The sequence below is a fragment of the Aminobacter sp. BE322 genome, assembly GCF_050433525.1.
GTDB lineage: Bacteria > Pseudomonadota > Alphaproteobacteria > Rhizobiales > Rhizobiaceae > Aminobacter.
Genome location: NZ_JBNPXB010000009.1, coordinates 150,125 through 175,999, shown reverse-complemented (window position 1 = coordinate 175,999; position 25,875 = coordinate 150,125). Strand labels below are relative to the sequence as shown.

Below are 25,875 nucleotides of genomic sequence, written 5' to 3'. Positions count from 1 at the left end.
AATCCGCCGCTCGATCATTCGTCCTCCACCAGATGGCAGGCGACGTGCGTTCCGTTGCCGAGCGTGCGCAGCTTGGGGAGTTCCGCCGAGCAGCGGGCGGTTGCCATCGGGCATCGCGGATGGAACGGGCAGCCTGACGGCGGCTTGAGCGGGCTCGGCACCTCGCCCGCAGCCACGGTCCTGTCGCGATGCGGATGCTGGATGTTCGGGATCGTCTGGAGCAGCAACTGGGTATAGGGATGGCGCGGCCGGGCGAACAGCTCCTCGGTCTCGCCCTCTTCGACGATGCGGCCGAGATACATCACCGCGATGCGGTCGGACATGTGCCGCACCACGCTCATGTCGTGGCTGATGAACAGGTAGGTCAGCCCGAACTCGTCCTGCAGGCGGCGCATCAGGTTGAGCACCTGCGCCTGCACGGACACGTCGAGCGCCGAGGTCGGCTCGTCGCAGACCAGGAAGCGCGGTTCGCTCGCCAACGCGCGCGCGATCGAGATGCGTTGCCGCTGCCCGCCGGAGAATTCATGCGGAAACTTGTCGCCGTCGGACGCCGAAAGACCGACCGTGCGTAGCAGTTCCTCGACGCGTTCGGTGATCTCGGCCGAGGACTTGCGCAGCTTCATCTCGCGCAAGGGCTCGGCGATGATGCTCTTGACCCGCCAGCGCGGGTTGAGCGACGCATAAGGGTCCTGGAAGATCATCTGCGCCGACAGCGGCTTGCCGTCCTGGCCGGACGCGAAACGCATCTCGCCGCTGTCCGGCCTGTAGAGACCGGTGACGAGCCGCGCCACGGTGGACTTGCCGCAGCCGCTTTCGCCAACAAGGCTCAGGCAGCCGCCCATCGGCACTGCAAAACTCACGTCGTTGACGGCCTGGAGCAACTGCCTGGGCTTGCGTTCGATAACGCGGTTGAGCCAGGGCGCGGAAACGTCGAACGTCTTGAAGAGACGATCGACCTTCAGGGCCGGCGGTCTCGCGGGCATGGCGTTCATGCGGTTCCTCCTGCATTCAGCCAGCAGGCGCTGGCTCCTGCTCCGGCCGGCAGCAGGCTTGGTCGTTCGCGGGTGCAACGCGGCCCGGCCTGCTTGCAGCGCGGATTGAAGGCGCAGCCCGGCGGGATCGCATCGAGCCGCGCCATCGATCCGTCGATCTGGTTGAGATGCTTGACCCGCGCGCCAAGCGCCGGGATCGAGGCCATCAGCCCGCGTGTGTAGGGATGCATCGGCTCGTGCAGAACCTTGTCGACCGGCCCGATCTCGACCAGACGACCGGCATACATCACCGCGATCCTGTCTGCGGTTTCGGCAATGACGCCCATGTCGTGCGTCACCAGCATCACCGCCGTCCGCTTTTCCTTGCACAGCCTGCGCAGCAGCGATGTGATCTGCGCCTGGATCGAGACGTCGAGTGCCGTGGTCGGTTCGTCGGCGATGATGAGCTTCGGCGAGGCGGCGAGCGCCAGGGCGATGACCACGCGTTGCCGCATGCCGCCCGAAAACTGGTGCGGATACTGGTTGACGCGCTCTTCCGGCGAGGGAATTCCGACGTCCTTCAGAAGTGCTACCGCCCGTGCCTTGGCTTCGGCTTTGCCCATGCCGAGATGCTGGCTGATCGTCTCGGTCAGCTGCGCGCCAACCGTGAACAGCGGATTGAGCGAGGTCAGCGGGTCCTGGAAGATCGCGCCGATCTCGCGCCCGCGGATCTTTTCCATCTCGCGGTCGGCAAGGTTGTCGATACGGCGATCGCCCAGCCAGATCTCGCCCTCGGCAATGCGGCCGGGCCGCTCGAGCAGGCCCTGTATCGCCAGGCCGGTCATCGACTTGCCGGCGCCGGACTCGCCTACGACGCCGAGTATCTCGCCCGGCCGGATCGACAGGCTCACATCGGAAAGGGCCGTGGCGATCCCGTGACGGCCTGGGAATTCCACCTTGAGGTCGCGGACCTCAAGCACCGGCTTCTCGGTTTCAGCCATTGCGGTTGACCTCGATTGGGTAGCTTGGAGGGAAGATCTCCGACACGGGCGGATGGGCCCAACTGCGCTCGGGATATTTCGCGACGAGCCCGTCGAACTGCGTCTGCGCCCGCTGCCGCGCGGCCTTCATGTCGATGCCGGCGACATCGCCGAAGCGCATCGACAGCCGGCCGTCGACGAACACCGCCTGCGTGACCTTGCCCGAGCCGCCCGTGACCAGGGTCGTGATCGGATCGATGGACGGCGCCATTACGGCGTCGTTGAGGCTGAAGACGGCAATGTCGGCACGCGCGCCAGGGGCCAGGCGTCCGAGATCGTCGCGGCCGAGCGCTTTTGCGCCGCCCAGGGTGGCGGCGTCGAAAAGGTCGGCGCATCTGACCCGGTCCGGGGCGCGATCGTTGATCCTGCAGGTGATGAGCCCGACCAAGAGGTTCATCAGCATATCGGCGGGCGTCGTGTCCGTGCCCATCGCAATGTTGATGCCGCGCTCGCGGCACTTGGAGAACGAGTTCAGCGTGCTGCCGCCGCGCCCGGAAACAAGCGGGCAATGAACGATCGAGACCCCGTTGCCGGCATAGAGGCCGAGATCTTCCTCGGTCGCGTTCGTCGCATGCGGTGCAATCAGCCGGTCGTTGAGCAGGCCCTCGCGCGCCAGCCAGACGGGGGCGGTCGTGCCGTGCAGCTTGCGCACGGTCTCCACTTCCATGGCGCCCTGCGCCATGTGCAGGCGGATCTTGCAGCCAAGGTCGCGCGCGGCGGCCTGGGTACGAAGCAAGAGTTGCGACGTACAGGTCTCGACGCGGTCCGGCACGAGCAGGCCGCGCACCAGATCGTCGAAGCGGCCCGTCTGCCGGCCGATATAGTCGACGGCGTCGCGCAGGCCCTCGAGACCGCGCTCCTCGTCGAACACCGGCACCATCTGGCCGGGCGCATCCAGCACCATGCCGCCGGCGCGATAGGCAGGGCTCAGATAGATACGGAGGCCGAGGTCGCCAGCGGCATCGGCCGCGGCATCGAACTCGGCGACCGTTTCGCCCCATTCGCGATAGAACAGCGAGGCGATGGGTGCTGCCGTGGTGATGCCGTTCAGCAGCAGTTGGCCGAAGGCAAACCGCTTCTGGAACGCCAGCTCTTCTTGCGAATACATCTCATAGGGGCCGGCTTCGACATAGGAGCGCGGCCACACCCGGCCCTTGGCCCAACCGGGGTGGTGGTCGATGCCGAGGATGGTGGTATCGAGGTCCGACAGCGCGTCGAGGTCGATAAAGCCTGGGCTGACGAGCGCGTTGCCGAAGTCGATCCGCCGGGCCACCTCGCCGGGGAACTCTGTGCCGACGAAGACGACTTGGCCACCGTCGATCACGAGCTCGCCATTCGGGACGAGCCGATGTGAGCCGTCACGGTGACCGAGCACCCAGCCGGCGGTGATCAGCGTCCGCCCTTCGGGGCGTTTGCCGAGCGGAAGCGAGTCGAGCACCTGACGGGTCATGGCATTTCCACCATTGGAACGCCGCTGCGCGCGGTGACGCGGCCGGCCTTGATGACGAGAGGGCGCGGGTCGACATTGACGACGGCATGCGCCAGCGTCTCGCCGCTGAGCAGGGTGAGGTCGGCATGGCAGCCCTCGGCCAGGCCGTAGCCGTCGATGCGCATCACATCGGCGCCGCCCTGCGAGACGATATGGAGCATATGCTCCAGCTCGCGGTCCGAGCGCAGGCCGTTCTTCATCCCGATGACCTTGGCGCGGTCGATCATGTCGGGTTGGCCCCAGGGGCCCCAGGTGTCGCGGATGCCATCGCATCCGGCGCCGACGCGGACGCCGGCCTGCTTGAGGCGCATGACCGAGGGTACGGTCGCGGACGGCGCGCCCGTCGTCAGGATGGCCACGTCCAGCGCTGCGATTTCGTCGATGAGCTGGCCGACGCGCAGATAGTCGTTCATGCCGAGCGCGAAGGCGTGGCTGATGGCGACCTTGCCCTGCATGCCGTTGGCACGGATGCGCTCGAAGATGAGCTCCATGGTGAAGGCGCCGAGGTCGCCGGCCTCATGCAGATGGATGTCGATCGGGCACTGGTGCTTCACCGCCAGCGCGAAAATGGCATCGAGCTGGCCTTTGGGATCGCGGTCGATGCCGCACGGGTCGATGCCGCCCAGGACCTCGCAGCCCTGCGCCAGCGCCGCGTCGAGCAGCTCCAGCGTGCCTGGCATCACCATGACGCCCGACTGCGGGAAGGCGACGATCTCGATGTCGATGATGCCCTTGAGCTTTTCGCGGGTTTCCATCACGCCATCGACGATCGAGAGGCCGTGGACCGGGTCGATGTCGACGTGACTGCGGATGTGGGTCGTGCCATGCGCGGCCAGGCCGATGGCGTGGCGCATCGACTGGCGATGCGGATCGATGCCGATGGCGCTGCGGTTCTCCCGCTCGTAGTCGATGCGTTCGCGCAGCACTGCGCGCCGGTTGTTTTCATGCCAGGGCATGCCCCACGTGGTCTTGTCGAGATGCGTGTGCGCGTCGATGAGACCGGGAATGGCGATGGCGCCGCCGCCGTCCTCTACCGCCATGCCGGCTTCGGGCTCGAAATGGCCGATGCCGGCGATCCGGCCGCCGCGGATCAAGAGATCGCCGACGGCACCCCCGAAAGGCCGGACATTGCGGAGCAACAGGTCGTTCATGGGCAGCTTACCTCAGTTTCGGATTGAGCACGTCGCGCAGCCAGTCGCCGAGGAGATTGACGACGACGACGAGCAGGCAGAGTTGGATCACCGGAAACAGGACGATCCACCACGAGCCGGAGAACAGATACTGGTTGCCGATGCGGATCAGCGTGCCGAGCGAAGGCTGGCCCGGCGGCATGCCGATGCCCAGGAACGACAGCGTCGCCTCGGTCAGGATGGCCATGCCGAAGTTCAAGGTCGCCGCAACCAGAACCGGCGTCAGGGTGTTGGGCAGGATGTGGCGCGCCAGGACGCGGCGGGCCGGTACTTTCAGGAGCTTGGCCGCCTGAACGTATTCCTTGCTGCGCTCCACGATCGTCTGCGCGCGCACCGTACGTGCGTATTGCACCCATGCGGAAAGGGCGATCGCCAGCACCAGCACGGCCGAAGCGCCGATCTCGCGCAAGTCGGCGGGAAGCAGCTGGCGCACCACCGTCGAAACGAGGATCGCGATCAGGATGGTCGGGATGGACAGGGTGATGTCGCCGAAGCGCATCAGCACGTTGTCCACGAAGCCGCCGAAGAAGCCGGCGACCAGTCCGGCCGTCATGCCGATCAGGAGCGACAGAGCTACCGAGGTAAGGCCGATCACGATCGAGATCCGCGTGCCGTAGAGGATGGCCGACAGCATGTCGCGGCCTTGCGTGTCGGTGCCGAGCAGATAGGGCCACTCGCCACCTTCCTGCCAGACCGGCGGCAGCTCCGCCTTCCACATGTCGAGCTGGGCTGCGTCATACGGGTTCTGGGCGGCAAATAGCGGCGCAAAGGCTGCGGTGACGATGAGCACGGCGAGGATCGCCGCGGCAACCATCGCCGTCTTGCTATGCGTGAACGACCACCAGACATCGCTGTTGCGCATGCGTTGCAACATCGTCCGCCGCGGTGCGATTGCGCCCGTCTGGGACTTCGGCGTTTCGATCGTCATGGACTTGTCCTTCCGGCGATCAGCGGGCGTTGCGCAGGCGCGGGTCGATCACCGCATAGGTGATGTCGACCAGCGTGTTCAGCGCGACGAAGATGAAGGAAATGATGCACAGGTAGGCGGCCATCACCGGTATGTCGATGAAGGTCACGGCCTGGATGAAGAGCATGCCCATGCCAGGCCACTGGAAGACCGTCTCGGTGATGAGGGCGAAGGCGATCAGCGAACCGACGTTCATCGCGGTCATCGTCACCACGGGCATCAGGCAGTTCCTGAGCGCATGGCGGAAATGGATGCGCCAACGCGGAATGCCCCTGGCGCGGGCAAACTTCACATAGTCGGAGCGCAGCACTTCCAGCATTTCGGCGCGCACCAGACGCATGATCAGCGTGATCTGGTACAGCGAGAGCGCGACCGCCGGCAAGAGCAGCGCCGCCCGGCCGGAGGGCGTGAGCAGGCCCGTAGACCACCAGCCGATCTGGACGACGTCGCCGCGGCCGAAGGCCGGCAGCCAGCCGAGACTGACCGAGAACGCCAGGATGAGAAGGATGCCGACGACGAAGCTGGGCAGCGATACGCCGACGATCGAGACGAATTGCAGTGTCTCGGTGTACCATTTCCCACGTTTTATGGCTGTGAGGACACCTAGCGGAATGCCCACGACAAGCGAGATCAGCGTGGCGACCAGCACCAGCTCGAGCGTCGCCGGGAAGCGGTCGGCGATCAGGGTCAGCACGTCCTGGCCGTTACGGTAGGAGATGCCGAAGTCGCCCTGCGCCGCATTCACGACGAAGCGGGCGAACTGCGTGGGGATGCCGTCGTTCAGGCCCAACCGTTCCCGCAGACTGTCGCGGTCGGCCTGGGTCATCTGCTCGTTGGCCATCAGCTCCACCGGATCGCCCGCAAGACGGAAGATCAGGAAAGCCAGCATCGCGACGGCGAGCATGACCATGATCGCATTGGCGATGCGGGTGATGATGAAGACCAGCATGTCAAGCCTCGCAAGCTGTGCGGGAGCCGGAGCGCATGGGCTCCGGCTCCACACCAGGGTCATTCCGCGAAATTGGTCAGCCAGTGACGCGGCTTGTTGTCAGCCAGCTGCGCGATCCGGTCGATCTTCTTGCTCATGACCCAGGCCATCGGCTGCTGGTGCAGAGGCAGCATGATCATCTCGTCCTTGGCCATCTGGAGCGCCTTGGTCTGCAGCTCGAGACGCTTTGTCCGGTCCATCTCGGTCGAAGCCTGGATGATCAGCTTGTCGATCTCCGGATAGCTCCAGCCGCCCCAATTGAAGACGCCGGCCTTGTCGCTCTTGGTCTCGATCATCTGCAGCAGGATCGAATAGCTGTCGAGCATCGGTTCGTTCGCCCAGCCGATGAGGTAGGCGTCGGAAAGCCCGCCGGTGCGCTTGGGCGCCTGCGCGGCCGTCGGAGCGATGTCGAGCTGCGGCTTGAAGCCGGCGCGGCTCAACATGTTGACGATGCCCTGGCAAAGCTCCTCTTCGTTGACATAGGCCTCGTTGGTGCAGACGAGGGTGAAGGGGAGGTCGCTGGCGCCGGCTTCGGCAAGCAGCTTCTTCGACATATCGGGGTCGAATGGAACCACGGTGTCCAGCGCCTCGGAGTAGCCCGGGATCTCCGGAGCGATGATCGCGCCCGCGGTCCTCGACTTGCCGCGCATGACGCGCTTCTGGATCAGCTCCTTGTCCAGCGCGTAGGCGAATGCCTGGCGGACGCGCAGGTCGTTGAACTTGTTTTCGGTGCCATTCGCCAGCTTGGGCTTGCGGTTGAAGCCGACCATGACGGTGCGCAGGTCGGTGCGCTCCATCACTTTCAGGTCAGGCTGCGCGACAAGGCGCGGCAGGTCCTGCGCCGGCGCGTTCTCGGTGAAGTTGATTTCGCCCGACAGCAGTGCCGCGACGCGTGTCGCCGCCGAGGTGATGGGCGTGAACTCGATACGGTCGATATTGGACTGCGACTTGTCCCACCAGTCGGGGTTCTTGACAAGCACCGTCTTGCTGTCCGGGACCCGGCTCTCGAGCTTGTACGGCCCGGTGCCATTGGTGTTGTAGGTCGCGTATCCCTCGATCTTCTTGCCGACGTCGGTGGGCTTCTCCGAATTGTTGTCCTTCAGCCAGGTGGCGTCGAAGATGTGGATGTTGGTCAGGTCGTTGAGCAGCAGCGGGTAGGGGCCGACCAGCTCGATATCGACGGTGTAGTCGTCCACCTTCTTCGCCGACTTGTAGGCCGGAAGGTTGCCGCGCAGCGGAGACACCGGATCGCTGACCCGGGTGAGCGAAGCGATCACGTCGTCGGCGGTGAATTCGGCACCGTTGTGGAACTTCACGCCCTGGCGCAGGTGGAACCTCCAGACGTTGTCCGCCACGGTCTCCCAGGATGCCGCCAGCGCCGGCTCGATCTTGAGGTTGGCGTCGTAGCGGACCAGGCCTTCATAGACGTGGTTGAGGAAGGCAAGCGTGTAGCTGTCGCCATAGGAATAGGGGTCGAGCGAATAGATGTCGCGCGATGCGCCCCATTTGAGCGTCGCCGCCTGGCCAGCCGTGGACAGCGCGGCCGCCATGAAGGCCGCGAGGGTCAGTTTCTTCAGCATTCTGCAGTTCTCCCTTTAGAGGTCATCGTTCCCCTTGGCGGGGTTCTTCTTCTTTTTTGAAGGGCAGGGACGGCCCGAAGGCCGTCCGGCTATTCGCCGAGGCGGGTCAGCCAGTGGCGCGGCTTGTTGTCGGCGCGGATCACGACCTGCTCGACCCGTTCGGACATCGCCCAGGCCATCGGCTGCTGGTGCAGCGGGATCATGATCAACTCGTCCTTGGCGAGCTTGAGTGCTGCGGTTTCGATCGCCAGGCGCTTTTCGCGGTTGGGCTCCTTGGCCGCCTGATCCACCATCTTGTCCAGCTCGGGATAGGACCAGCCGCCATAGTTGGCCACGCCCGCCGCGCGGCTGCGGGTCGAGAGCACCTGCACGAGGATCGAATAGGCATCCAGCGTGGGCTCGTTGGCCCAGCCGATCATGTAGACGTCGGACTTGCCGCTCGAGCGCTTGGGCGCCTGGGCGGCGCGCGGCCCGATGTCGACGTTCGGCTTGAAGCCTGCGCGCGTCAGCATGTTGACGATACCGGCGCAAACGTCCTCCTCGTTCACGCTTTCGTCGTTCATGCAGAGATAGGTGAAGGCAAGATCCGACTGGCCGGCGTCGGCAAGCAGCTTGCGCGAAAGCTCGGGATCGTAGGCCGACGGCTTGTCGAGTTCGGCGCTGTAGCCCGGAATTTCCGGTGCCACGAGAGTGCCGGCGGGGTGGGCGAGGCTGCGCATGACCTTCTTGTTGATGAGCTCGCGGTCGATGGCGTGGTCAAAGGCCTGGCGCACCCTAAGGTCGTTGAAGGGGTTGCTGCGCCCGTCCTCCAGCTTGTCGCGGCGGTTGAACGCGATGGAGACCGTGCGCAGGTCGGAGCGCTTGTCGACCTTGATGCCGGGTGCGGCCTCAAGGCGCGGCAGATCCTGGATCGGGGCGGAATCGACAAGATCGACCTCGCCCGAAAGCAGTGCCGCAACCCGTGTCGCCGGCGATCCGATCGGGGTGAATTCGATGCGGGTGAGATTGTGCTTCTTCTCGTCCCACCAGCCGTCGTTGACGACCAGTACGGTCTTGCTGTCCGGCACGCGGCTCTCGAGCTTGAACGGCCCCGTGCCGTTGGTGTTGTAGGTGGCGTAGCCCTCGACCTTGGCGCCGACGTCGGTCGGTTTCTCGCTGTTGTTGTCGACGAGCCATTGAGCATCGAACATGAAGATGTTTGTCATGTCGTTGAGGAACAGCGCCGACGGCGAGGAAACCTCGATCTCGACCGTGTAGTCGTCGATCTTCTTCGAGCCGACATAGAGTGGAATGTTGCCGCGCAGCGGCGAGGTCGGGTCGCTGACGCGCTTCAGCGAGGCGATCACGTCGTCGGCGGTGAACTCGGCGCCGTTGTGGAACTTGACGCCCTGGCGCAGCTTGAAGCGCCAGACCTTGTTGTCGACCAGCTGCCATTCTGTCGCCAGCGCCGGCACCACCTCGAATTCCGGCGTGTAGCGCACCAGGCCTTCATAGATGTGATTGAGGAAGGCCAGGTTCGACGTGGAACCGTAGGAATAGGGGTCGAGCGAGAAAATGTCGCGCTGGCCAGCCCAGCGCAGCGTGTTCGCATGCGCGGCCGTCGCCAGAAGCCCCACGGTTACCGCTGTCGCGATGGTCTTCCAAAGTCGCCGCATCACCCTGCTCCTCCCTAGCTTGTGCTTGCAGAGGCCAGTTTGTTTACGCATCAATGCAGTGTCAACCAAATTGTCTACAATTATGGGTACTATTTTTTTGATTTTTGTAGACAGTTTGAAATCCCCCACTGATTGCCGCGGGGAGGCGCTCCGACGTTGCGTTTGGCCGTGCCCCCGGGATCACTGGTCCGGCACTGGCGTGCCGAAGAGGGACGTGTGATCGTCCGGGACCGGCTGCGCTTGAAATGGGCTAGCAATGAGCACATATTGAGCCGATGAAGTTCAAATCTTGCACTGGGAATGTGTGATGACTGCTCAGAGCCTCGGCGTTTCGGCGGCCCATTTCGGTGACAGCCGCACGCCTTTCCTGTCGGCACGGCGGGTTTCCGAGCAGCTCGGCGTGACGCAGTCGGAGCTCGCCCGCCTCGTCGGGGTGGCCCGCAACACGCTGGCTGCACGCTCCGGCGCGCGCAAGGTCGACCAGGCGCTGAGCCCGGTGGTGCGCATCCTGGCGATGGCGTCGGAGATGGCCGGCGACGAGCATCGTGCAGTGATCTGGTTCAAGCACCAGCCGATCCCGGGCTGGGCGGGCAAGACGGCCTACGACCTGGTGGGCGAGGGCAAGGCGGACAAGGTCCTGGCCTATCTGGAGGCGGTGCGCTCCGGCGTCTATGCCTGAAAAAGAGCGGTCGAAAAGCCGGACCTTGTGGCGGGCCTTTGTGCCGCGCTGGGCCTATCTGCCGCTTTCCGGGGAGGGGGCGGCGCGTTTCGGCGGCCGCTGGAACCCGGTCGGCGCGCCGACGCTCTATGCGGCGTGCGAACTTTCCACCGCATGGGCCGAATACAATCAGGGTTTCGTGCAGCATCCGGCGCTGATCGCGCAGCTGGAACTGAGCGAAGCCAGGCTTGCGGATCTGACGGAGGCTGCCGTGCTTGCCGATCTCGGCACCGACGCGACGATCCATCGTTGCGAGTGGCGGGCCGATCTCGACGAAGGCCGAGTGCCCGAAACGCATTCGCTTCGGCAGCGGCTGCTCGGGGAGGGCTACGACGGGGTCGTCTACCCGTCCTTCATGTCGCCTGGCGGCAATTGCGTCGCGCTGTGGCACTGGAACAGTTCGGGAAAGCCGTCGGTGAAGGTCATCGACCCTGAGCAACGCCTGCCCAGAACCCCCGCGTCCTGGGTATAGCCAGCCTTCGGCCCCGGTGCTCTCACCGCGCTGGGAGAACGCATATGGTGGAGCGTGTCAGGAAGCGCTTCTCGCGGCCATTGTCGAGCGAGAACATGCCGCCGCGCCCGGGCACGACGTCGATGATCAGGTCGGTGTGTTTCCAGACCTCGAACTGCAACGCGCCGATGTAGACCGGCGTGTCGCCGATGGTGCCGAGCAGCACGTCGTTGTCGCAGACGATGAAGTCGGAACGCGGATAGCACATCGGAGAGGAGCCGTCGCAGCAGCCGCCGGACTGGTGGAACAGCACCGGGCCGTGCTCGGCGATGATCTCGTCGAGCAGGGCGAGGGCATCAGGCGTGGCGGAGACCTTGTCGAGGGGAGGATGCGAGGACATGGCGCGGGTTCCGGTTCTTCCTTCTCCCCGCCTGCGGGGAGAAGGTGTCACGAAGTGACGGATGAGGGGCAGCGCGAGCGCGGTCAGGTAGGCCCTGCCCCTCACCTGCCTGCCGGCGTCCTCTCCCCCGCGAGCGGGGAGAGGAGAGCTCGTCACCCTCAGAAAAACCCCAGCTTCTTCGGGCTGTAGCTGACCAGCATGTTCTTGGTCTGCTGGTAGTGGTCGAGCATCATCTTGTGCGTCTCGCGGCCGATGCCCGACTGCTTGTAGCCGCCGAAGGCGGCGTGCGCCGGATAGGCGTGGTAGCAATTGGTCCAGACGCGGCCGGCCTGGATGGCCCGGCCGAAGCGATAGAGCCGGTTCGCGTCGCGGCTCCAGATGCCCGCACCGAGGCCGTAGAGTGTGTCGTTGGCGATCGACAGCGCCTCGTCGTCGTCCTTGAAGGTGGTGACCGAGACCACCGGCCCGAAGATCTCCTCCTGGAAGATGCGCATCTTGTTGTGGCCCTTGAACACCGTCGGCTTGACGTAGTAGCCGCCGGCAAGGTCGCCGGGCAGGTTGGCGCGCTCGCCGCCGGTCAGGAGTTCGGCGCCTTCCTGGCGGCCGATATCCATGTAGGACAGGATTTTCTCCAGCTGCTCCGACGAGGCCTGCGCGCCGATCATGGTGGCGGGGTCGAGTGGGTCGCCCTGGACGATTGCCTCGACGCGTTTCAGCGCGCGCTCCATGAACTTGTCGTAGATCTTTTCGTGCACCAGCGCCCGGCTCGGGCAGGTGCAGACCTCGCCCTGGTTGAGCGCGAACATGACGAAGCCCTCGATCGCCTTGTCGAAGAAATCGTCGTCTTCCGACGTCACGTCCTGGAAGAAGATGTTGGGCGACTTGCCGCCGAGCTCGAGTGTCACCGGTATCAGGTTCTGCGAGGCGTATTGCATGATCAGCCGGCCAGTGGTCGTCTCGCCGGTGAAGGCGATCTTGGCGATGCGCGGGCTGGATGCGAGCGGCTTGCCGGCCTCGAGGCCGAAACCGTTGACGATGTTGAGCACGCCTGCAGGCAGCAGGTCGCCGATCAGGTCGGCCCACAGCATGATGGTGGCGGGCGTCTGCTCGGCCGGTTTCAGCACCACGCAGTTGCCGGCGGCGAGCGCCGGCGCCAGCTTCCAGCAGGCCATGAGCAGCGGGAAATTCCACGGGATGATCTGGCCCACGACGCCCAGCGGCTCGTGGAAATGATAGGCGACCGTGTCGTGGTCGATCTCGGAGATCGAGCCTTCCTGGCCACGCAGCACGCCGGCGAAGTAGCGGAAATGGTCGATGGCGAGCGGCAAATCGGCGGCGGTCGTCTCGCGGATCGGCTTGCCGTTGTCCCAGGTCTCGCCGAGCGCCAGAAGGTCGAGGTTTTCCTCCATGCGGTCGGCGATGCGGTTGAGGATCAGCGCACGCGTTGCGGGCGCCGTCTTGCCCCAGGCCTCCTTGGCCATGTGGGCGGCGTCGAGCGCCGCCTCGATGTCGGCGGCGTCGGAGCGGGCGATCTCGCCCAACGGCCGGCCGGTTACCGGCGAGATGTTTTCGAAGTACCGGCCGGCCTTGGGCGCCACCCACGCGCCGCCGATGAAGTTGTCGTAGCGCTTGGCGAAGGGGATCTTGGCCGTGCGCGAGAATTCCACCTTGTTCATCTTTTCCTCCCGAAGATCGCACCGCGGGATGCGGCGCCCGAGAGGAGAGTGCCAAGTTGCCGGCCGATGTCAGCCGGGGCCCGGCAGGAGGCGGAGGTCATCTGTCGCAGATCTGCGACAGATGGAGCGGGGAAAGATCAGTGCGGCCGCTGCAGCCCGAGGCGGGCGAGCTTGCGGTGCAAGGTCGCGCGTGAAATGCCGAGCGCCTCGGCCGCGGCGGAGACGTTGCCGCCGGATCGCGCCAAGGCGCGCTGGACCACGCTGCGCTCTGCCCCGGCCAGATCTTTCGACGCGGCCGCGTGGGTTCCGAGCAGGTCCGCGGTGGGCATCGGCCTGGCCATCATCTGCGGCGTCAGGCCGAGCGCCTGCCGCGCCGCCCGCGTCGCGCCGATCACCAGGTCGTCGTCGTCCACTGCAAGCAGGGCCGCAGGCGAGGTGTCGGGGTTCGGCGCGACCAGGATGCGCGCTGTCGGGAAGCACAGGCGGAAGTTCTCGGCCTCGATACGACGCACGGCGTCGCCGACTGCCATCGAGATCAGACTGACGAAGCCGTCGGTCTGGTCCGCGCGGCACGACGACACGTCGAGTGCGGCGGCGAGCTGGCCCTCGTGGTCGTAGATCGGCGCCGTCGTGCAGGAGAGCAGCGTGTTGCGGCTCAGGAAATGCTGGTCGCGATGAATGGTCAGCGCGCGCTGCTCGATCAGGCAGGTGCCGATGCCGTTGGTGCCTTCACATTCTTCACTCCACACCGAGCCGGTCCACAACCCCCAATCCTCGAAGGTCTCGTCGTCGGCTACCGCTCCCCGCCGCTCGACCGGCACGCCGTCGCGGTCGGCGAGGAGCACGCAACAGCCGACGCCGCCCACTGCGAGATAGAGGCGGTCGAGGGTTGCCTGGGCGGCGGCGACAAGCCGCCCGATACGCTCACGTGCGGCCGAAAGCTCCGTTTCGGTCAGGCGGCGCGGCGGGTTGCGATGCGCCGGGTCCAGCCGGTGCAGGGACGATGACCGGCTCCATGAGGCCACGAGCGCGGACCGGGCCGCCTCGCTGGAGCGGAGCGCGGCCTGGATCCTGTCCACATGCTCGACGACAACGCTCGCGTTCATGCGCCCCTCCCAAGGCGTTGCCTGCATAGCCTGTCCGGCTCAAGGCCGGCGGCCAAATTGCATGGGGCGGCAGCGTCAGGTCAATTGGTCCTTAGACCAACGATGGGGCCCTCACCACTCGGCGAAGGAGCCGTCGGCGTGGCGCCAGACGGGGTTGCGCCAGCGGTGGCCTTCCTTGGCACGCTCCACGACGTAGTCCTCGTCGACATCGACGCCGAGGCCCGGGCCGTCGGGGATGGCGACGAAGCCGTCCTCGTAGCGGAACACGTCCTTGTTTTTGGCGTAGTCGATCAGGTCGTTGGCCTTGTTGTAGTGGATGCCGAGGCTCTGTTCCTGGATGAAGGCGTTGTAGGTAACGGCGTCGAGCTGCAGGCAGGCGGCGAGCGCAATGGGGCCGAGCGGGCAATGCGGCGCAACCGCGACGTCATAGGCCTCGGCCATGGCCGCGATCTTGCGGCATTCGGTGATGCCGCCGGCGTGCGACAGGTCGGGCTGGATGATGTCGACCACGCCTTCCTCGAATACGCTCTTGAAGTCCCAGCGGCTGTAGAGGCGTTCGCCGAGTGCAATTGGCGCGGACGATAGCGCGGCGATCTCCTTGAGCGCCTCGCGGTTCTCGCTCAGCACCGGCTCCTCTATGAACATCAGCCGGTAGGGCTCGAGCTCCTTGACCAGAACGCGCGCCATCGGCCGGTGGACGCGGCCGTGGAAGTCGACGGCGATGCCGACATGCGGGCCGACGGCCTCGCGCACCATGGCGACGCGCTCGACGGCGGCGTCGATCCTGTCGTGGCTGTCGACGATCTGCAGCTCCTCGGTGCCGTTCATCTTGAGCGCGGTGAAGCCTCGCGCGACGACATCCTTCGCGCCGTCGGCGACGTCGGAGGGGCGGTCGCCGCCGATCCAGGAATAGACCTTGATGCGGTCGCGGCACTTGCCGCCGAGCAATTCGTGCACCGGCACGCCCAACGCCCGGCCCTTGATGTCCCAGAGCGCCTGGTCGATGCCGGCGATGGCGCTCATCAGGATCGGGCCGCCGCGGTAGAAGCCGCCGCGATACATGACGTTCCAATGATCCTCGATCAGGCGCGGGTCCTTGCCGACGAGATAGTCGGCGAGTTCGTGAACTGCCGCCTCGACGGTATGCGCGCGACCTTCGACCACGGGCTCGCCCCAGCCGCTGACACCCTCGTCGGTCTCGATCTTGAGGAACAGCCAGCGTGGCGGGACGATATAGGTCTTGAGCGCAGTGATCTTCATGATGTTGGCACTACTCCGGATGGGCTTGTGCCCGTTCAGTCTTGCTTGTGCTGGTTCTTGGCGCGGGCGAGGTCGCGGGCGGCGAGATCGAGGATCTCGTTGGCTGCCCTGCGCGCGGCCGCGCCGTCGCGCATGCGCAGCGCCTCGACCACGCCGAAGTGAACCTTCACCGCCTCGTCGCGGCGGTCGACGGAGTTGGCCGTCGCTTCGAGGGCAAAGTTCAGCGCCGTCTCGATCATGCCGCCGATCTGGCGGAAGATCGGGTTGTGGCAGGCGCCGTACAGCACCTGGTGGAAGCTGGCGTCCGACCGGGCAAAGCGCCCAACGTCCGAGCCCGCGGCTTCCATGCCCCTCCAGGCGGCTTCGAGGTCGGCGATCTCCTGCAGGGAGGCGCGCTTGGCGGCCAGTTCGGCGACCAGCGGTTCGATCGCACGTCGGGTCTCCAGGATGGAATCGAACAGAGCCGGGTCAATACTGTTCGGCGCGTGCCACTCGAGCACCTGCGGGTCGATGATGTTCCAGGTGTCGCGTTCGCAGACGACGGTGCCGATGCGCGGGCGGCTGTGCACCAGCCCCTTGGCGGCCAGCGTCTTCAGGGCTTCGCGGATGACTGTGCGGCTGACGCCATGCTCGGCGCAGAGATCGTTTTCGCTGGGGAGCGTCGAGCCTACCGGGTAGCTGCCAGAGAGGATTTCGGAGGCGATAGCCCGGACCACGTCGGGCAAGACGCGCGGCCGGCGCGGCTTCGGCGCTGGAACTGCAATTTCGGCCGTAGCATTGGCCATCAGTCTATTCCTCCCCCGGCATTCTATTCTCGTTCTTATGTGCGCGCCGCATGCCGGACAATGCTGGTTGCGGCCTTATTTCCGCAGCCCGCGCATCACCACGAAACGAAGCCTAGCTCATTTATCATACCAGCGCAATTGACTGGTATGATAAAAGCGGCTAGCGTTGGTCATCCGGGCCGAGCCCCGGCATGTTCTGGGAGGAAATCATGCGATTGTTGAAGACGGCGCTCGTCGCGGGCGCCCTTGCCGTCCTTTCTGCCACCACCATCGTTTCTGCCTATGCGCAGGAGACCAAGATCGGCTTCATCGTGAAGCAACCCGAGGAGCCGTGGTTCCAGGACGAGTGGAAGTTCGCCGACCAGGCGGCCAAGGAAAAAGGCTTCACGCTGGTGAAGATCGGGGCCGAGGACGGCGAGAAGCTGATGTCGGCGATCGACAATCTCGGGGCCCAGGGCGCCCAGGGGTTCATCGTCTGCACGCCTGACGTAAAGCTCGGACCGGGCATCGTCGCCAAGGCAGCCGCCAACAATCTCAAGCTGATGACTGTCGACGACCGCCTGGTCAGCGCCGACGGCAAGCCACTTGAAGACGTGCCGCACATGGGCATCTCCGCGACCAAGATCGGCGAGGCTGTCGGCCAGGCGATCGTCGACGAGATGAAGGCGCGCGGCTGGAAGCCCGAAGAGGTCGGCGCGATCCGCGTCTCCTACGACCAGCTGCCGACCGCCGTCGACCGCGTTGAGGGTGCGATCTCCGTGCTCAAGGCGAACGGCTTCAAGGCTGAGAATATCTTCGATGCGCCGCAGGCCAAGACCGACACGGAAGCCGCACTGAACGCCGCGACCGTGGTGCTGAACAAGCATGCCGACATCAAGAAGTGGGTCGCCTTCGGCCTCAACGACGAGGCGGTCCTGGGCGCCGTGCGCGCCTCGGAAAGCGTCGGCATTGCGGCTGACGGCATGATCGGTGTCGGCATTGGCGGCGCGGATTCGGCAATCAACGAGTTCAAGAAGCCGTCGGCCACCGGGTTCATCGGTTCGGTGATAATCTCGCCGAAGCGGCATGGCTACGAAACCGCGCTCAACATGTATGAGTGGATCGTCAACAACAAGGAGCCGGAAAAGCTGATCCTGACCGCCGGTGCCCTTGCCAAGCGCGACGACTACCAGAAGGTCCGCCAGGAACTCGGCATCGAGTAAGCTGCAACATTGAACGGTGTCCGGCGGCGGAGCCTTGGTCCCGCCGCCGGATCTTCAGGAGGACCGTCGATGTCATATCTGGAATTTTCCCGCATCTCGAAATCCTATCCGGGTGTCCAGGCGCTGTCGGATGTCTCGTTCACCGTCGAGAAGGGGGCCGTGCATGGCCTGATGGGCGAGAACGGCGCCGGCAAGTCGACCATGATCCGGGTGCTGTCGGGCGACCAGCATGCCGACTATGGCGACATCATCATCGACGGCCAGGTCCAGAAATACGCCTCGACGCGCGACGCCTTCCATGCCGGCGTCATCGTCATCCACCAGGAATTGCAACTGGTTCCCGAGCTGACCGTCGCCGAAAACCTCAGGCTCGGCCGCTTCCCGGCCAACGCCGGCGTGATCCGGTCCAGGCAGATGTTCGCCGAGGTCGGCGAGAAGCTGAAGTCGGCCGGCATCGACATCGACCCGCGCCGCAAGGTCAAGACGCTGTCCATCGGCGAGCGCCAGATGGTCGAGATCGCCAAGGCGATCATGCTCGACGCCCGCGTGATCGCGCTCGACGAGCCGACCTCGTCGCTGTCGTCGCGCGAAAGCGAAATCCTGTTTGCCCTGATCGAGCGCCTGCGCGCCGTGGGCAAGGTCATCCTCTACATTTCCCACCGGCTCGACGAGGTGTTCCGCCTCTGCGACAGCTTGACGGTGCTGCGCGACGGCAAGCTGGCCGCCCACCATCCGAGCCTCGAAAACGTCACCCGCGAACAGGTGGTGGCCGAAATGGTTGGCCGCGAGATCGCCAATGTCTGGGGCTGGCGGCCCCGCGCCATTGGCGATGTCAGGATGAAGGTCGATGGCATTTCGGGCGAAAAGCTCGGCCAGCCGGCGAGCTTCGAGGTTCGCGCTGGCGAGATCCTCGGCTTCTTCGGGCTGATCGGTGCCGGCCGCTCCGAATTGATGCGGCTGGTCTATGCCGCCGATCCGCGTTCGGGCGGCGCGATTACCATGGACGGCAAGGCGATTCATCTCGCCGATCCGCACCAGGCCATCCGCGCCGGCATCGTGCTGTGCTCGGAAGACCGCAAGCATGACGGCATCATCCAGGGGCGCTCGCTGGAGGAGAACATCAACATCTCCTCGCGGCGCCATCACGCGCGCTTCGGCATCCTCAACCCGCGCAAGGAGGTGGAGGTCGCCGAGACCTTCATCAAGAAGCTCAAGGTCAGGACGCCATCGCGCAGGCAGGACATCGTCAACCTGTCCGGCGGCAACCAGCAGAAGGTGATCCTCGGGCGCTGGCTGTCGGAAGAGGGCGTGCGCGTGCTGATCGTCGATGAGCCGACGCGCGGCATCGACGTAGGCGCCAAGTCCGAGATCTACGAGATCCTCTACCAGCTCGCGGAGCAGGGCATGGCGATCGTCGTGGTCTCCAGCGAACTACCCGAGGTGATGGGCATCTGCGACCGCATCCTGGTCATGTGCGGCGGGCGCATCTCGGCGCATCTCGACCGTGAACAATTCAGCGAGCGTGCGATCCTGGCGGCAGCGCTCCCCGACAAGAAGACGCCAGCCGCAATCGCATCTTAAGGGAACGGAGCATGACGAGATCTTTCAAGAACGTACTGCTCGGCGACCAGGGCCTGGTCGTAATCTTCGTGCTGGCCTTTGCGCTGGTGTCGATCTTCGTCCCGAACTTCCTGACCGAACGCAACATGCTGGGCCTTTTGCAGTCGGTCGTCACAGTCGGCATCGTCGCCTGCACCATGATGTTCTGCCTGGCGGCGCGCGACTTCGACCTGTCGGTCGGCTCCATCGTCGCCTTTGCCGGCATGGTGGCGGTCATGGCCTCCAATGCCACCGGGTCGATCATGGTCGGTATCCTGGCGGCGCTGCTCTGCGGCGCAGTGGTCGGACTGGTCAATGGCGTAGTCATCGCCAAGTTCCGTATCAACGCGCTGATCACCACGCTTGCCACCATGCAGATCGTGCGCGGCCTGGCGCTGATCTCGTCCGACGGGCGCGCGGTTGGCATCAACGACCCGAATTTCTATCAGCTGGCGCTGTCGAAGCTGTTCGGCGTGCCGACGCCGATCTGGGTGCTGCTCGTGCTGTTTGCCGTGTTCGGCTTCGTGCTCAACCGCACCGTATTCGGCAAGAACACGCTCGCCATCGGCGGCAATCCCGAGGCGTCGCGCCTCGCCGGCGTCAATGTCGACCGCACCCGCATCTGGATCTTCACGCTGCAGGGCGTGGTCTGCGCCATCGCCGGCATACTGCTCGCCTCGCGCATCACCTCGGGCCAGCCCAATGCCGCCATCGGGCTCGAGCTGTCGGTCATCTCGGCCTGCGTGCTCGGCGGCGTGTCGCTGGCCGGCGGCCGCGCGGCGATTGCCGGCGTCATCGTCGGCGTGATGATCATGGGCATCGCCGAGAACGTCATGAACCTTTTGAACATCCCGGCCTTCTACCAGTATATCGTCCGCGGCGTGATCCTGCTGCTCGCAGTGCTGCTCGACAATCTGAGGTCCAGCGCGATCGGACGCCGGTGAGATGCCAGCGTTTGTCAGCCTTGAAAACGACCGCCTGTCGTTGCGTGTAAGCCCACGGGGTGGGGCGGTGGTCGACGGCTCCACCCTGGACGGCCGACCGTTCCTTCGGCCATTCGGGGACGGTGGCTTCGACGTGCTGCGCTCTGCCTGCTTCCCGCTGGTTCCTGTCGGCAATCGGGTTGAAGGCAACGGCTTCGAGCTTGGCGGCGCGCGCTATCGCTTCATGCCCAATACGGCCGAGCCCTATTACATCCATGGCGATGGCTGGCTGGCCGACTGGACGGTGGAGGAATCGTCGGCCTCAGGCATGAAACTCGCCTTCGAGCAGGCGCGGCCGGAAAAGTCGCCGCACGTCTATCGAGCGGTGCAGATCATCACGCTTGATGGCGCGACGGTGCGGCTTGAGCTCAAGGTGACGAACCGGGGTCGCGGGACGATGCCCTTCGGCATCGGGTTCCACCCCTATTTTCCGCGCACTGATGGCACCAGGCTGATGGCCCCGGCCGAAGGCTGGTGGACCGAACGCGAGGGCTTTCTGCCCGGCGTGCGTACGCCGATCCCTGACCGCTCCGACTTCTCGATTGCGCGCAGCCTGCCGCGGCGCAGGCTGAACAATTGCTTCGAAGGCTGGAACGGGCGGGCCCGCATCGTCTGGCCCGAGACGAGGCTCGCCGCCGACATCGAGGCCGATCCGGTGTTCTCGCGCTACATGCTCTATGCGCCGGAGGACGACACGAGCTCCTTCTGTCTCGAACCGATGTCGCACACGCCCAATGCGCTGGCGATCTCGGGGCGCGACGCCCTCCATCTTCTTGCGCCTGGCGAAACGCTATCAGGCGCGTTTTCGATCACCGTTTCCGATTGCGAGGAATTCCAATGAGCGACCGTCTTGCCGGCAAGCGCATCTTTCTCACCGGCGCCGCCCAGGGCATCGGGCTGGCGATCGCCGAGCAGTGCCTGAAGGAAGGCGCGAAGCTGTTCGTCGTCGACCGCGACGGGGCACTGCTGCGAGAGACGGTGAAGCGCCTCGACGCGGGCGAGGGCATGCTTGGCCATACCGAGGCCGACATCTCCGACGCTGCCGCCATCGCCGCCGCCATGGCGCGGGCCGACAAGGAGATCGGCCAAGTTAATGCGCTGATCAACAATGCCGGCATCAACGTCTTCAGCCTGCCGCTGGAGACCACCGACGAGGAATGGCAGCGCTGCTTCGACGTCAACCTGAAGGGCGCGTGGAACTGCTGCAAGGCAGCACTTCCCGGCATGATCGCGGCCGGCGGCGGGGCGATCCTCAACATCGCCTCGACGCATTCCTTCACCATCATCCCGCACACATTCCCCTATCCCCTGGCCAAGCACGCGCTGCTCGGCCTGACCAAGTCCCTGGCGCTGGAATATGTCGGGGCGGGCGTGCGCGTGAACGCGCTGGCGCCCGGCTATGTCGAGACGCAGAAGAACATCGACTACTGGAACAGCTTCCCCGACCCGGCGAAGGCCAAGGCTGAGACGCTGGCGCTGCACCCGGGCAAGCGCATCGCCACCACGGCCGAAATCGCCAAGGCCGCAGTGTTCATGATCTCGGACGAGTGTCCGTTCATGAACGCCGCGACGCTGGTCGTCGACGGCGGCCTCAGCGTGCTGCAGCACGCGGCCTGAACCCGCCCGGACTCTGACAGAAGGTACAGCACGTGACACGGAAACTGCGTTCCCAGGCCTGGTTCGGCGGCTTCGGCAAAGATGCCTTCATCCACCGCAGCTGGATGAAGAACAACGGCCTGCCCGACGACGCTTTTGACGGGCGCCCGGTCATCGGCATCTGCAATACATTTTCCGAACTCACGCCCTGCAACGCCCATTTCCGCGGGCTGGTCGAGCATGTGAAGGCCGGTGTCCTCGAAGCTGGCGGCCTGCCGCTGGAGTTTCCCGTCGTCTCCTGCGGCGAGTCCAATCTGCGGCCGACGGCGATGCTGTTCCGCAATCTCGCCTCGATGGATGTCGAGGAGGCGATTCGCGGTAACCCGATGGACGGTGTCGTGCTGATGGCCGGTTGCGACAAGACCACGCCGTCGCTGGTGATGGGCGCTGCCTCCTGCGACGTGCCGGCGATCGTCGTCTCGGGCGGGCCGATGCTCAACGGCCGCTTCCGTGGCAAGGCGATCGGCTCGGGCACCGACGTGTGGAAATTCTCCGAGGACGTGCGCGCCGGAGTCATGAGCGAGCAGGAATTCGCCGCCGCCGAAAGCGCGATGTCGCGATCGCCCGGCCACTGCATGACCATGGGCACGGCCTCGACCATGGCTTCGATGGTGGAGTCGCTGGGGCTCGCCCTGCCGGGCAATGCCGCCTATCCGGCGGTCGACGCCCACCGCGCCCGGCTGGCGCGGCTCTCGGGCCGGCGCATCGTCGAGATGGTCAGGGAAGACCTGCGATTGTCCCGGATTCTCACCCGCAAGGCCTTCGCCAACGCCATCCGCGTCAACGGCGCCATCGGCGGCTCGACCAATGCGGTGGTGCACCTGCTGGCGATTGCCGGCCGCACCGGCACCGAGCTTTCGCTCGACGACTGGGACCGCTTCGGTCGCGACGTGCCCACCATCCTGGACCTGATGCCGTCGGGAAAATTCCTGATGGAGGAGTTCTGCTATGCCGGCGGCCTGCCTGCCGTGATGAAGGAGATCGCCGATCTGCTCGATCTCGACGCGCTGACGGTGACCGGCAGGACGGTGGGCGAGAACATCGCCGGCGCAGAGAATTTCAACGACGAGGTGATCCTGCCGCGCGACAAGGCGCTGACGGCGCAGGGCGGCATTGCCGTGCTGCGCGGCAATCTAGCGCCCGACGGTGCGATCCTGAAGCCGTCGGCGGCCTCGCCGGAGCTGATGCGCCATCGCGGCCGTGCCGTCGTGTTCGAGGACATCGAGCACTACAAGGCGCGTGTCGACGACGCTGATCTCGACATCGACGAGACCTGCGTGATGGTGCTGAAGAACTGCGGGCCCAAGGGTTATCCCGGCATGGCCGAGGTCGGCAATATGGCGCTGCCGCAGAAGCTGCTGGCCAAGGGCGTGCGCGACATGGTGCGGATTTCGGATGCGCGCATGTCGGGTACCGCCTTCGGCACGGTGGTCCTGCACGTCGCACCCGAGGCCGCCGTCGGCGGGCCGCTGGCGCTGGTCGAGGACGGCGACATGATCGAGCTCGACGTCGAGGCCCGCCGGCTGAACCTCGAAGTCCCGGACGAGGAGCTGGCGCGACGCCGGGTGCGCTGGAAGGCGCCGGCGCAGCCGATGCAGGGCGGCTACCAGAGCCTTTATGTCGAACGCGTTATGCAGGCCGACAAGGGTGCCGACCTCGACTTCCTGGTCGGTTGCCGCGGCCACGACGTGCCGCGCGAGAGCCACTGAGGTCCATCATGCCGCGTTTCCCCGCAGCCGACATGCACGGCATCCACGCCATCCTCTACGCGCTGTTCGACGAACACGAACGCCTCGACCGCGCAGCGATGCGGCGCCAGGTCGAAATCTGCCTCGCGGTCGGCGTACACGGCATGGCAGCCCTCGGGCTTGCCACAGAGGCTTCGAAGCTGAGCGAGGCCGAGCGCCGCACGGTCATGGACTGGATCGCGGAAGATACGGGCGGCGGGGTGCCGCTGGCGCTGACCATTTTTGGCGCGTCCGTCACCGAGCAGGTGGCGCAGGTGCGTCATGCCGAGAGCGTCGGCGCCGACTGGCTGATCCTGCAGCCGCCCATGGTGGGGCAGTTCGCGGCGACCGAATACATCCGCTTCTTCGGCCGCGTGGCGGACGCCACCGACCTGCCGGTCGCGATCCAGAATGCGCCTGCTTTCATGGGGCGCGGGCTGAGCTCGCAGGAGATCGCCGACCTCGTGCGCCAGCATCCCAACATCCAGCTGATCAAGGGCGAGGGGCCGGTGACCGACATCGCCGGCCTGGTCGAGGCGACCGGCGGCAAGCTGCCGATCTTCAACGGCCGCGGCGGGCTCGAACTGATCGACAATCTGCGCATCGGCTGCCGTGGCCTGATCCTGGCGCCCGACTGCATCGACCACGCGGTTGCCGTCTACGAGGCCTTCGTCGCCGGTGACGAAGCGGGGGCCATGGTGCACTACCGCACCATGCTGCCGGCCGTCGTTTCGACCATGCAGGGCATCGAGCACCTGATGTGCTACGGCAAGCGGCTGTTCGCGCTGCGCGCCGGGCTTACCGTCCATGATCGCGCGCCGGCTCTGCGCCCCAACGCGACCGGGCTCGCCATGGTCGAGCGCTTTGCCGCCGAGATGGGACCGCTCGAGCGGAGGACGGCCGGCCGCTGACCCGCCCAGGGTGCGCGGTGTCACCGCGCCTGGTGGCGTGTCAGATGCCGCTCCAGCAGGCGCACCAGGGTGATCAGGATGAGATTGGTCGCCAGATACAGCGCACCCGCGATGGCGAACACCTCGAAGACCGCATAGGTCTGGCTCATCAGCCGCTTGGCGTAGCCGGTGATCTCGAGCACGGTGATGGTGGAAGCGAGGCTCGTGCCCTTGACCGTCAGCACGAGCTCGTTGCCGTAGGCCGGCAGCGCCTGGCGGATGGCGAGCGGAAACTCGATGCGGCGGAAGCGCAGGAGGCGCGACATGCCGCAGGCCTGGGCCGCCTCGACGAGGCCCGCCGGCACCGACATGAGGCCGCCGCGCAGGATTTCTGATGTATATGCGGCGGTGTTCAGGGCCAGCGCCAGTACGGCACAGCGAGCGCCGTCGCTGACCACCCACCACAGCACGGCATTGTCCTTGACGAAGGAGAGCTGCCCGAGCCCGTAGTAGAACAGGAAAATCTGAACGAGCAGCGGCGTGCCGCGAAACACGGTGCTGTAGTATTTTGCGAAGCTGGCGACCGCCCGGTTCGACGAGAGCCGCATGATGGCGAGCCCGAGGCCGAGGTTGAATCCGATCAGGACGGACAGGAAGGTGAGTACCGCCGTGGCCTTGAGGCCCTTGAGGAGCACGGGCAGCGCCTGCCAGATGAGTTCGAGATCCATCGGACTACTTCCTTGAACGGAGCCTGAGCAGGCGTTCGGCCCAGTCGATGCCGGCCTGGCTGACCAGCGTGATCACCAGATAGACCACCGCTGCGATGAGATAGAAAATGAACGGGTTCCGCGTCGTGTTGGAGCCGATGAATGCCGTCCGCATCAGCTCCTGCAGGCCGACAACCGATACCAGCGCGGTGTCCTTGATGGTGACCTGCCAGACATTGTTCATGCCGGGAATGGCGATGCGCAGCATCTGCGGGGCGATGATGCGGCGGAAGATGCGCAAGCTCGGAATGCCGAGCGCCCGGGCGGCCTCGATATGGCCCTGCGGGATGGCGGCCAGCGCCCCGCGCACGACTTCGGTGGAATAGGCGCCCGATATCGCGCCGATGGCGATGACGGCGATGACGAAGGCATAACCGCTTTCGGCCAGGCCGGCATAACCGAAGGCCGTTGCCACCCTGGTGACGAACTCGACGGAGCTGAAGAAGAGCAGGTAGATGATGAGCAGTTCCGGCACGCCGCGGACGAGTGCGGTGTAGCCGTCGACGAGATAGTTCAGCGGGCGGACGCGGCCCCACTTGATCATGCCGCAGATCGTGCCGATGACGAAGCCGCCGAGCATGCTGGCGACCGCGACTGCGATGGTGATCGCAGCGCCCCGCAAGATGGCGCCGATCCAGCCGCCTTCCCATACCTGCCAAATACCGAATTCCATCGGATTCGCCTGATTTTTGATGATGGTCATGCCCGGAAGGCAGCCGGGGTGGCGCCTTCCGGGCTTTCGAGCCGACCGGGCAACGCTGTTGCGCCCGGCCGC

24 protein-coding genes are annotated in these 25,875 nt (G+C 65.5%); 9 read left to right on the top strand and 15 right to left on the bottom strand.

Annotation, left to right across the window (positions count from 1 at the left end):
- Positions 1 to 14: 14 nt before the first annotated feature.
- From J2X50_RS14990 to J2X50_RS14955, 8 genes are all read right to left on the bottom strand, one after another.
- Complete coding sequence (locus tag J2X50_RS14990; protein ID WP_429096160.1) at positions 15 to 992, bottom strand: ABC transporter ATP-binding protein; 978 nt, start codon at positions 990 to 992, stop codon at positions 15 to 17.
- The gene (locus J2X50_RS14985) at positions 989 to 1,972 is read right to left on the bottom strand and encodes an ABC transporter ATP-binding protein (protein WP_429096158.1); all 984 of its coding nucleotides are present in this window, start codon (positions 1,970 to 1,972) and stop codon (positions 989 to 991) included. Before J2X50_RS14985 ends, J2X50_RS14990 begins: the two co-directional genes overlap by 4 nt.
- Entirely contained in the window at positions 1,965 to 3,461 is a 1,497-nt protein-coding gene (locus J2X50_RS14980; RefSeq protein ID WP_429096157.1) for an amidohydrolase family protein, read from the bottom strand. Before J2X50_RS14980 ends, J2X50_RS14985 begins: the two co-directional genes overlap by 8 nt.
- The gene (locus J2X50_RS14975) at positions 3,458 to 4,651 is read right to left on the bottom strand and encodes an amidohydrolase family protein (protein WP_429096155.1); all 1,194 of its coding nucleotides are present in this window, start codon (positions 4,649 to 4,651) and stop codon (positions 3,458 to 3,460) included. Before J2X50_RS14975 ends, J2X50_RS14980 begins: the two co-directional genes overlap by 4 nt.
- 7 nt (positions 4,652 to 4,658) lie before the next feature.
- On the bottom strand, positions 4,659 to 5,618 hold the full coding sequence (locus tag J2X50_RS14970; protein WP_429096153.1) for an ABC transporter permease: 960 nt from the start codon (positions 5,616 to 5,618) through the stop codon (positions 4,659 to 4,661).
- Between the two features lie 19 nt (positions 5,619 to 5,637).
- Positions 5,638 to 6,606, bottom strand: coding sequence for an ABC transporter permease (locus J2X50_RS14965; protein ID WP_347967527.1), 969 nt, complete (start codon positions 6,604 to 6,606; stop codon positions 5,638 to 5,640).
- A 59-nt stretch (positions 6,607 to 6,665) separates the two neighbouring features.
- Positions 6,666 to 8,225: an ABC transporter substrate-binding protein gene (locus tag J2X50_RS14960; protein WP_429096152.1), complete on the bottom strand. Its 1,560-nt coding sequence runs from the start codon at positions 8,223 to 8,225 to the stop codon at positions 6,666 to 6,668.
- Positions 8,226 to 8,314: 89 nt separating this feature from the next.
- Positions 8,315 to 9,880: an ABC transporter substrate-binding protein gene (locus J2X50_RS14955; RefSeq protein WP_429096150.1), complete on the bottom strand. Its 1,566-nt coding sequence runs from the start codon at positions 9,878 to 9,880 to the stop codon at positions 8,315 to 8,317.
- Between the two features lie 307 nt (positions 9,881 to 10,187).
- Between J2X50_RS14955 and J2X50_RS14950 the strand changes: the two genes are divergently transcribed.
- Positions 10,188 to 10,559 carry an antitoxin Xre-like helix-turn-helix domain-containing protein gene (locus J2X50_RS14950; RefSeq protein ID WP_347967530.1) on the top strand — a complete coding sequence of 124 codons (372 nt, stop codon included), beginning with the start codon at positions 10,188 to 10,190 and terminating at the stop codon, positions 10,557 to 10,559.
- Positions 10,552 to 11,070, top strand: coding sequence for an RES family NAD+ phosphorylase (locus J2X50_RS14945; protein ID WP_429096149.1), 519 nt, complete (start codon positions 10,552 to 10,554; stop codon positions 11,068 to 11,070). The genes J2X50_RS14950 and J2X50_RS14945 overlap by 8 nt, the downstream gene beginning before the upstream one ends.
- Positions 11,071 to 11,092: 22 nt before the next feature.
- Here J2X50_RS14945 and J2X50_RS14940 read toward each other — a convergent pair whose 3' ends face one another.
- From J2X50_RS14940 to J2X50_RS14920, 5 genes are all read right to left on the bottom strand, one after another.
- Positions 11,093 to 11,449 (bottom strand): DUF779 domain-containing protein, encoded by a 357-nt coding sequence (locus J2X50_RS14940; protein ID WP_429096147.1) that lies wholly within the window; start codon positions 11,447 to 11,449, stop codon positions 11,093 to 11,095.
- Between the two features lie 158 nt (positions 11,450 to 11,607).
- Positions 11,608 to 13,125: an aldehyde dehydrogenase gene (adh, locus tag J2X50_RS14935; RefSeq protein WP_429096145.1), complete on the bottom strand. Its 1,518-nt coding sequence runs from the start codon at positions 13,123 to 13,125 to the stop codon at positions 11,608 to 11,610.
- A 137-nt stretch (positions 13,126 to 13,262) separates the two neighbouring features.
- On the bottom strand, positions 13,263 to 14,231 hold the full coding sequence (locus J2X50_RS14930; RefSeq protein WP_429096144.1) for a GAF domain-containing protein: 969 nt from the start codon (positions 14,229 to 14,231) through the stop codon (positions 13,263 to 13,265).
- Between the two features lie 111 nt (positions 14,232 to 14,342).
- Positions 14,343 to 15,491: a galactonate dehydratase gene (dgoD, locus tag J2X50_RS14925; RefSeq protein ID WP_429096142.1), complete on the bottom strand. Its 1,149-nt coding sequence runs from the start codon at positions 15,489 to 15,491 to the stop codon at positions 14,343 to 14,345.
- A 35-nt stretch (positions 15,492 to 15,526) separates the two neighbouring features.
- Positions 15,527 to 16,276 carry a FadR/GntR family transcriptional regulator gene (locus J2X50_RS14920; RefSeq protein ID WP_429096140.1) on the bottom strand — a complete coding sequence of 250 codons (750 nt, stop codon included), beginning with the start codon at positions 16,274 to 16,276 and terminating at the stop codon, positions 15,527 to 15,529.
- A gap of 209 nt (positions 16,277 to 16,485) precedes the next feature.
- Between J2X50_RS14920 and J2X50_RS14915 the strand changes: the two genes are divergently transcribed.
- The 7 genes from J2X50_RS14915 to J2X50_RS14885 all read left to right on the top strand — a co-directional run bounded on the left by J2X50_RS14915 (position 16,486) and on the right by J2X50_RS14885 (position 24,354).
- Positions 16,486 to 17,478: an arabinose ABC transporter substrate-binding protein gene (locus tag J2X50_RS14915; RefSeq protein WP_429096139.1), complete on the top strand. Its 993-nt coding sequence runs from the start codon at positions 16,486 to 16,488 to the stop codon at positions 17,476 to 17,478.
- Between the two features lie 69 nt (positions 17,479 to 17,547).
- Positions 17,548 to 19,059, top strand: coding sequence for an L-arabinose ABC transporter ATP-binding protein AraG (gene araG / locus J2X50_RS14910; protein ID WP_429096137.1), 1,512 nt, complete (start codon positions 17,548 to 17,550; stop codon positions 19,057 to 19,059).
- Between the two features lie 11 nt (positions 19,060 to 19,070).
- Positions 19,071 to 20,021 (top strand): L-arabinose ABC transporter permease AraH, encoded by a 951-nt coding sequence (araH, locus tag J2X50_RS14905; protein ID WP_429096135.1) that lies wholly within the window; start codon positions 19,071 to 19,073, stop codon positions 20,019 to 20,021.
- Position 20,022: 1 nt separating this feature from the next.
- Positions 20,023 to 20,901: an aldose 1-epimerase gene (locus J2X50_RS14900; protein WP_429096133.1), complete on the top strand. Its 879-nt coding sequence runs from the start codon at positions 20,023 to 20,025 to the stop codon at positions 20,899 to 20,901.
- Positions 20,898 to 21,677 (top strand): SDR family oxidoreductase, encoded by a 780-nt coding sequence (locus J2X50_RS14895; RefSeq protein WP_429096131.1) that lies wholly within the window; start codon positions 20,898 to 20,900, stop codon positions 21,675 to 21,677. The genes J2X50_RS14900 and J2X50_RS14895 overlap by 4 nt, the downstream gene beginning before the upstream one ends.
- 32 nt (positions 21,678 to 21,709) lie before the next feature.
- Positions 21,710 to 23,425 carry an L-arabinonate dehydratase gene (gene araD / locus J2X50_RS14890; RefSeq protein WP_429096129.1) on the top strand — a complete coding sequence of 572 codons (1,716 nt, stop codon included), beginning with the start codon at positions 21,710 to 21,712 and terminating at the stop codon, positions 23,423 to 23,425.
- A gap of 8 nt (positions 23,426 to 23,433) precedes the next feature.
- Positions 23,434 to 24,354, top strand: a complete 921-nt coding sequence (locus J2X50_RS14885) for a dihydrodipicolinate synthase family protein (RefSeq protein ID WP_429096127.1) — start codon at positions 23,434 to 23,436, stop codon at positions 24,352 to 24,354.
- A gap of 20 nt (positions 24,355 to 24,374) precedes the next feature.
- Here J2X50_RS14885 and J2X50_RS14880 read toward each other — a convergent pair whose 3' ends face one another.
- The gene (locus J2X50_RS14880; protein WP_429096125.1) at positions 24,375 to 25,061 is read right to left on the bottom strand and encodes an ABC transporter permease; all 687 of its coding nucleotides are present in this window, start codon (positions 25,059 to 25,061) and stop codon (positions 24,375 to 24,377) included.
- Positions 25,062 to 25,065: 4 nt separating this feature from the next.
- Positions 25,066 to 25,773, bottom strand: coding sequence for an ABC transporter permease (locus J2X50_RS14875; RefSeq protein WP_429096123.1), 708 nt, complete (start codon positions 25,771 to 25,773; stop codon positions 25,066 to 25,068).
- Positions 25,774 to 25,875: the final 102 nt, after the last annotated feature.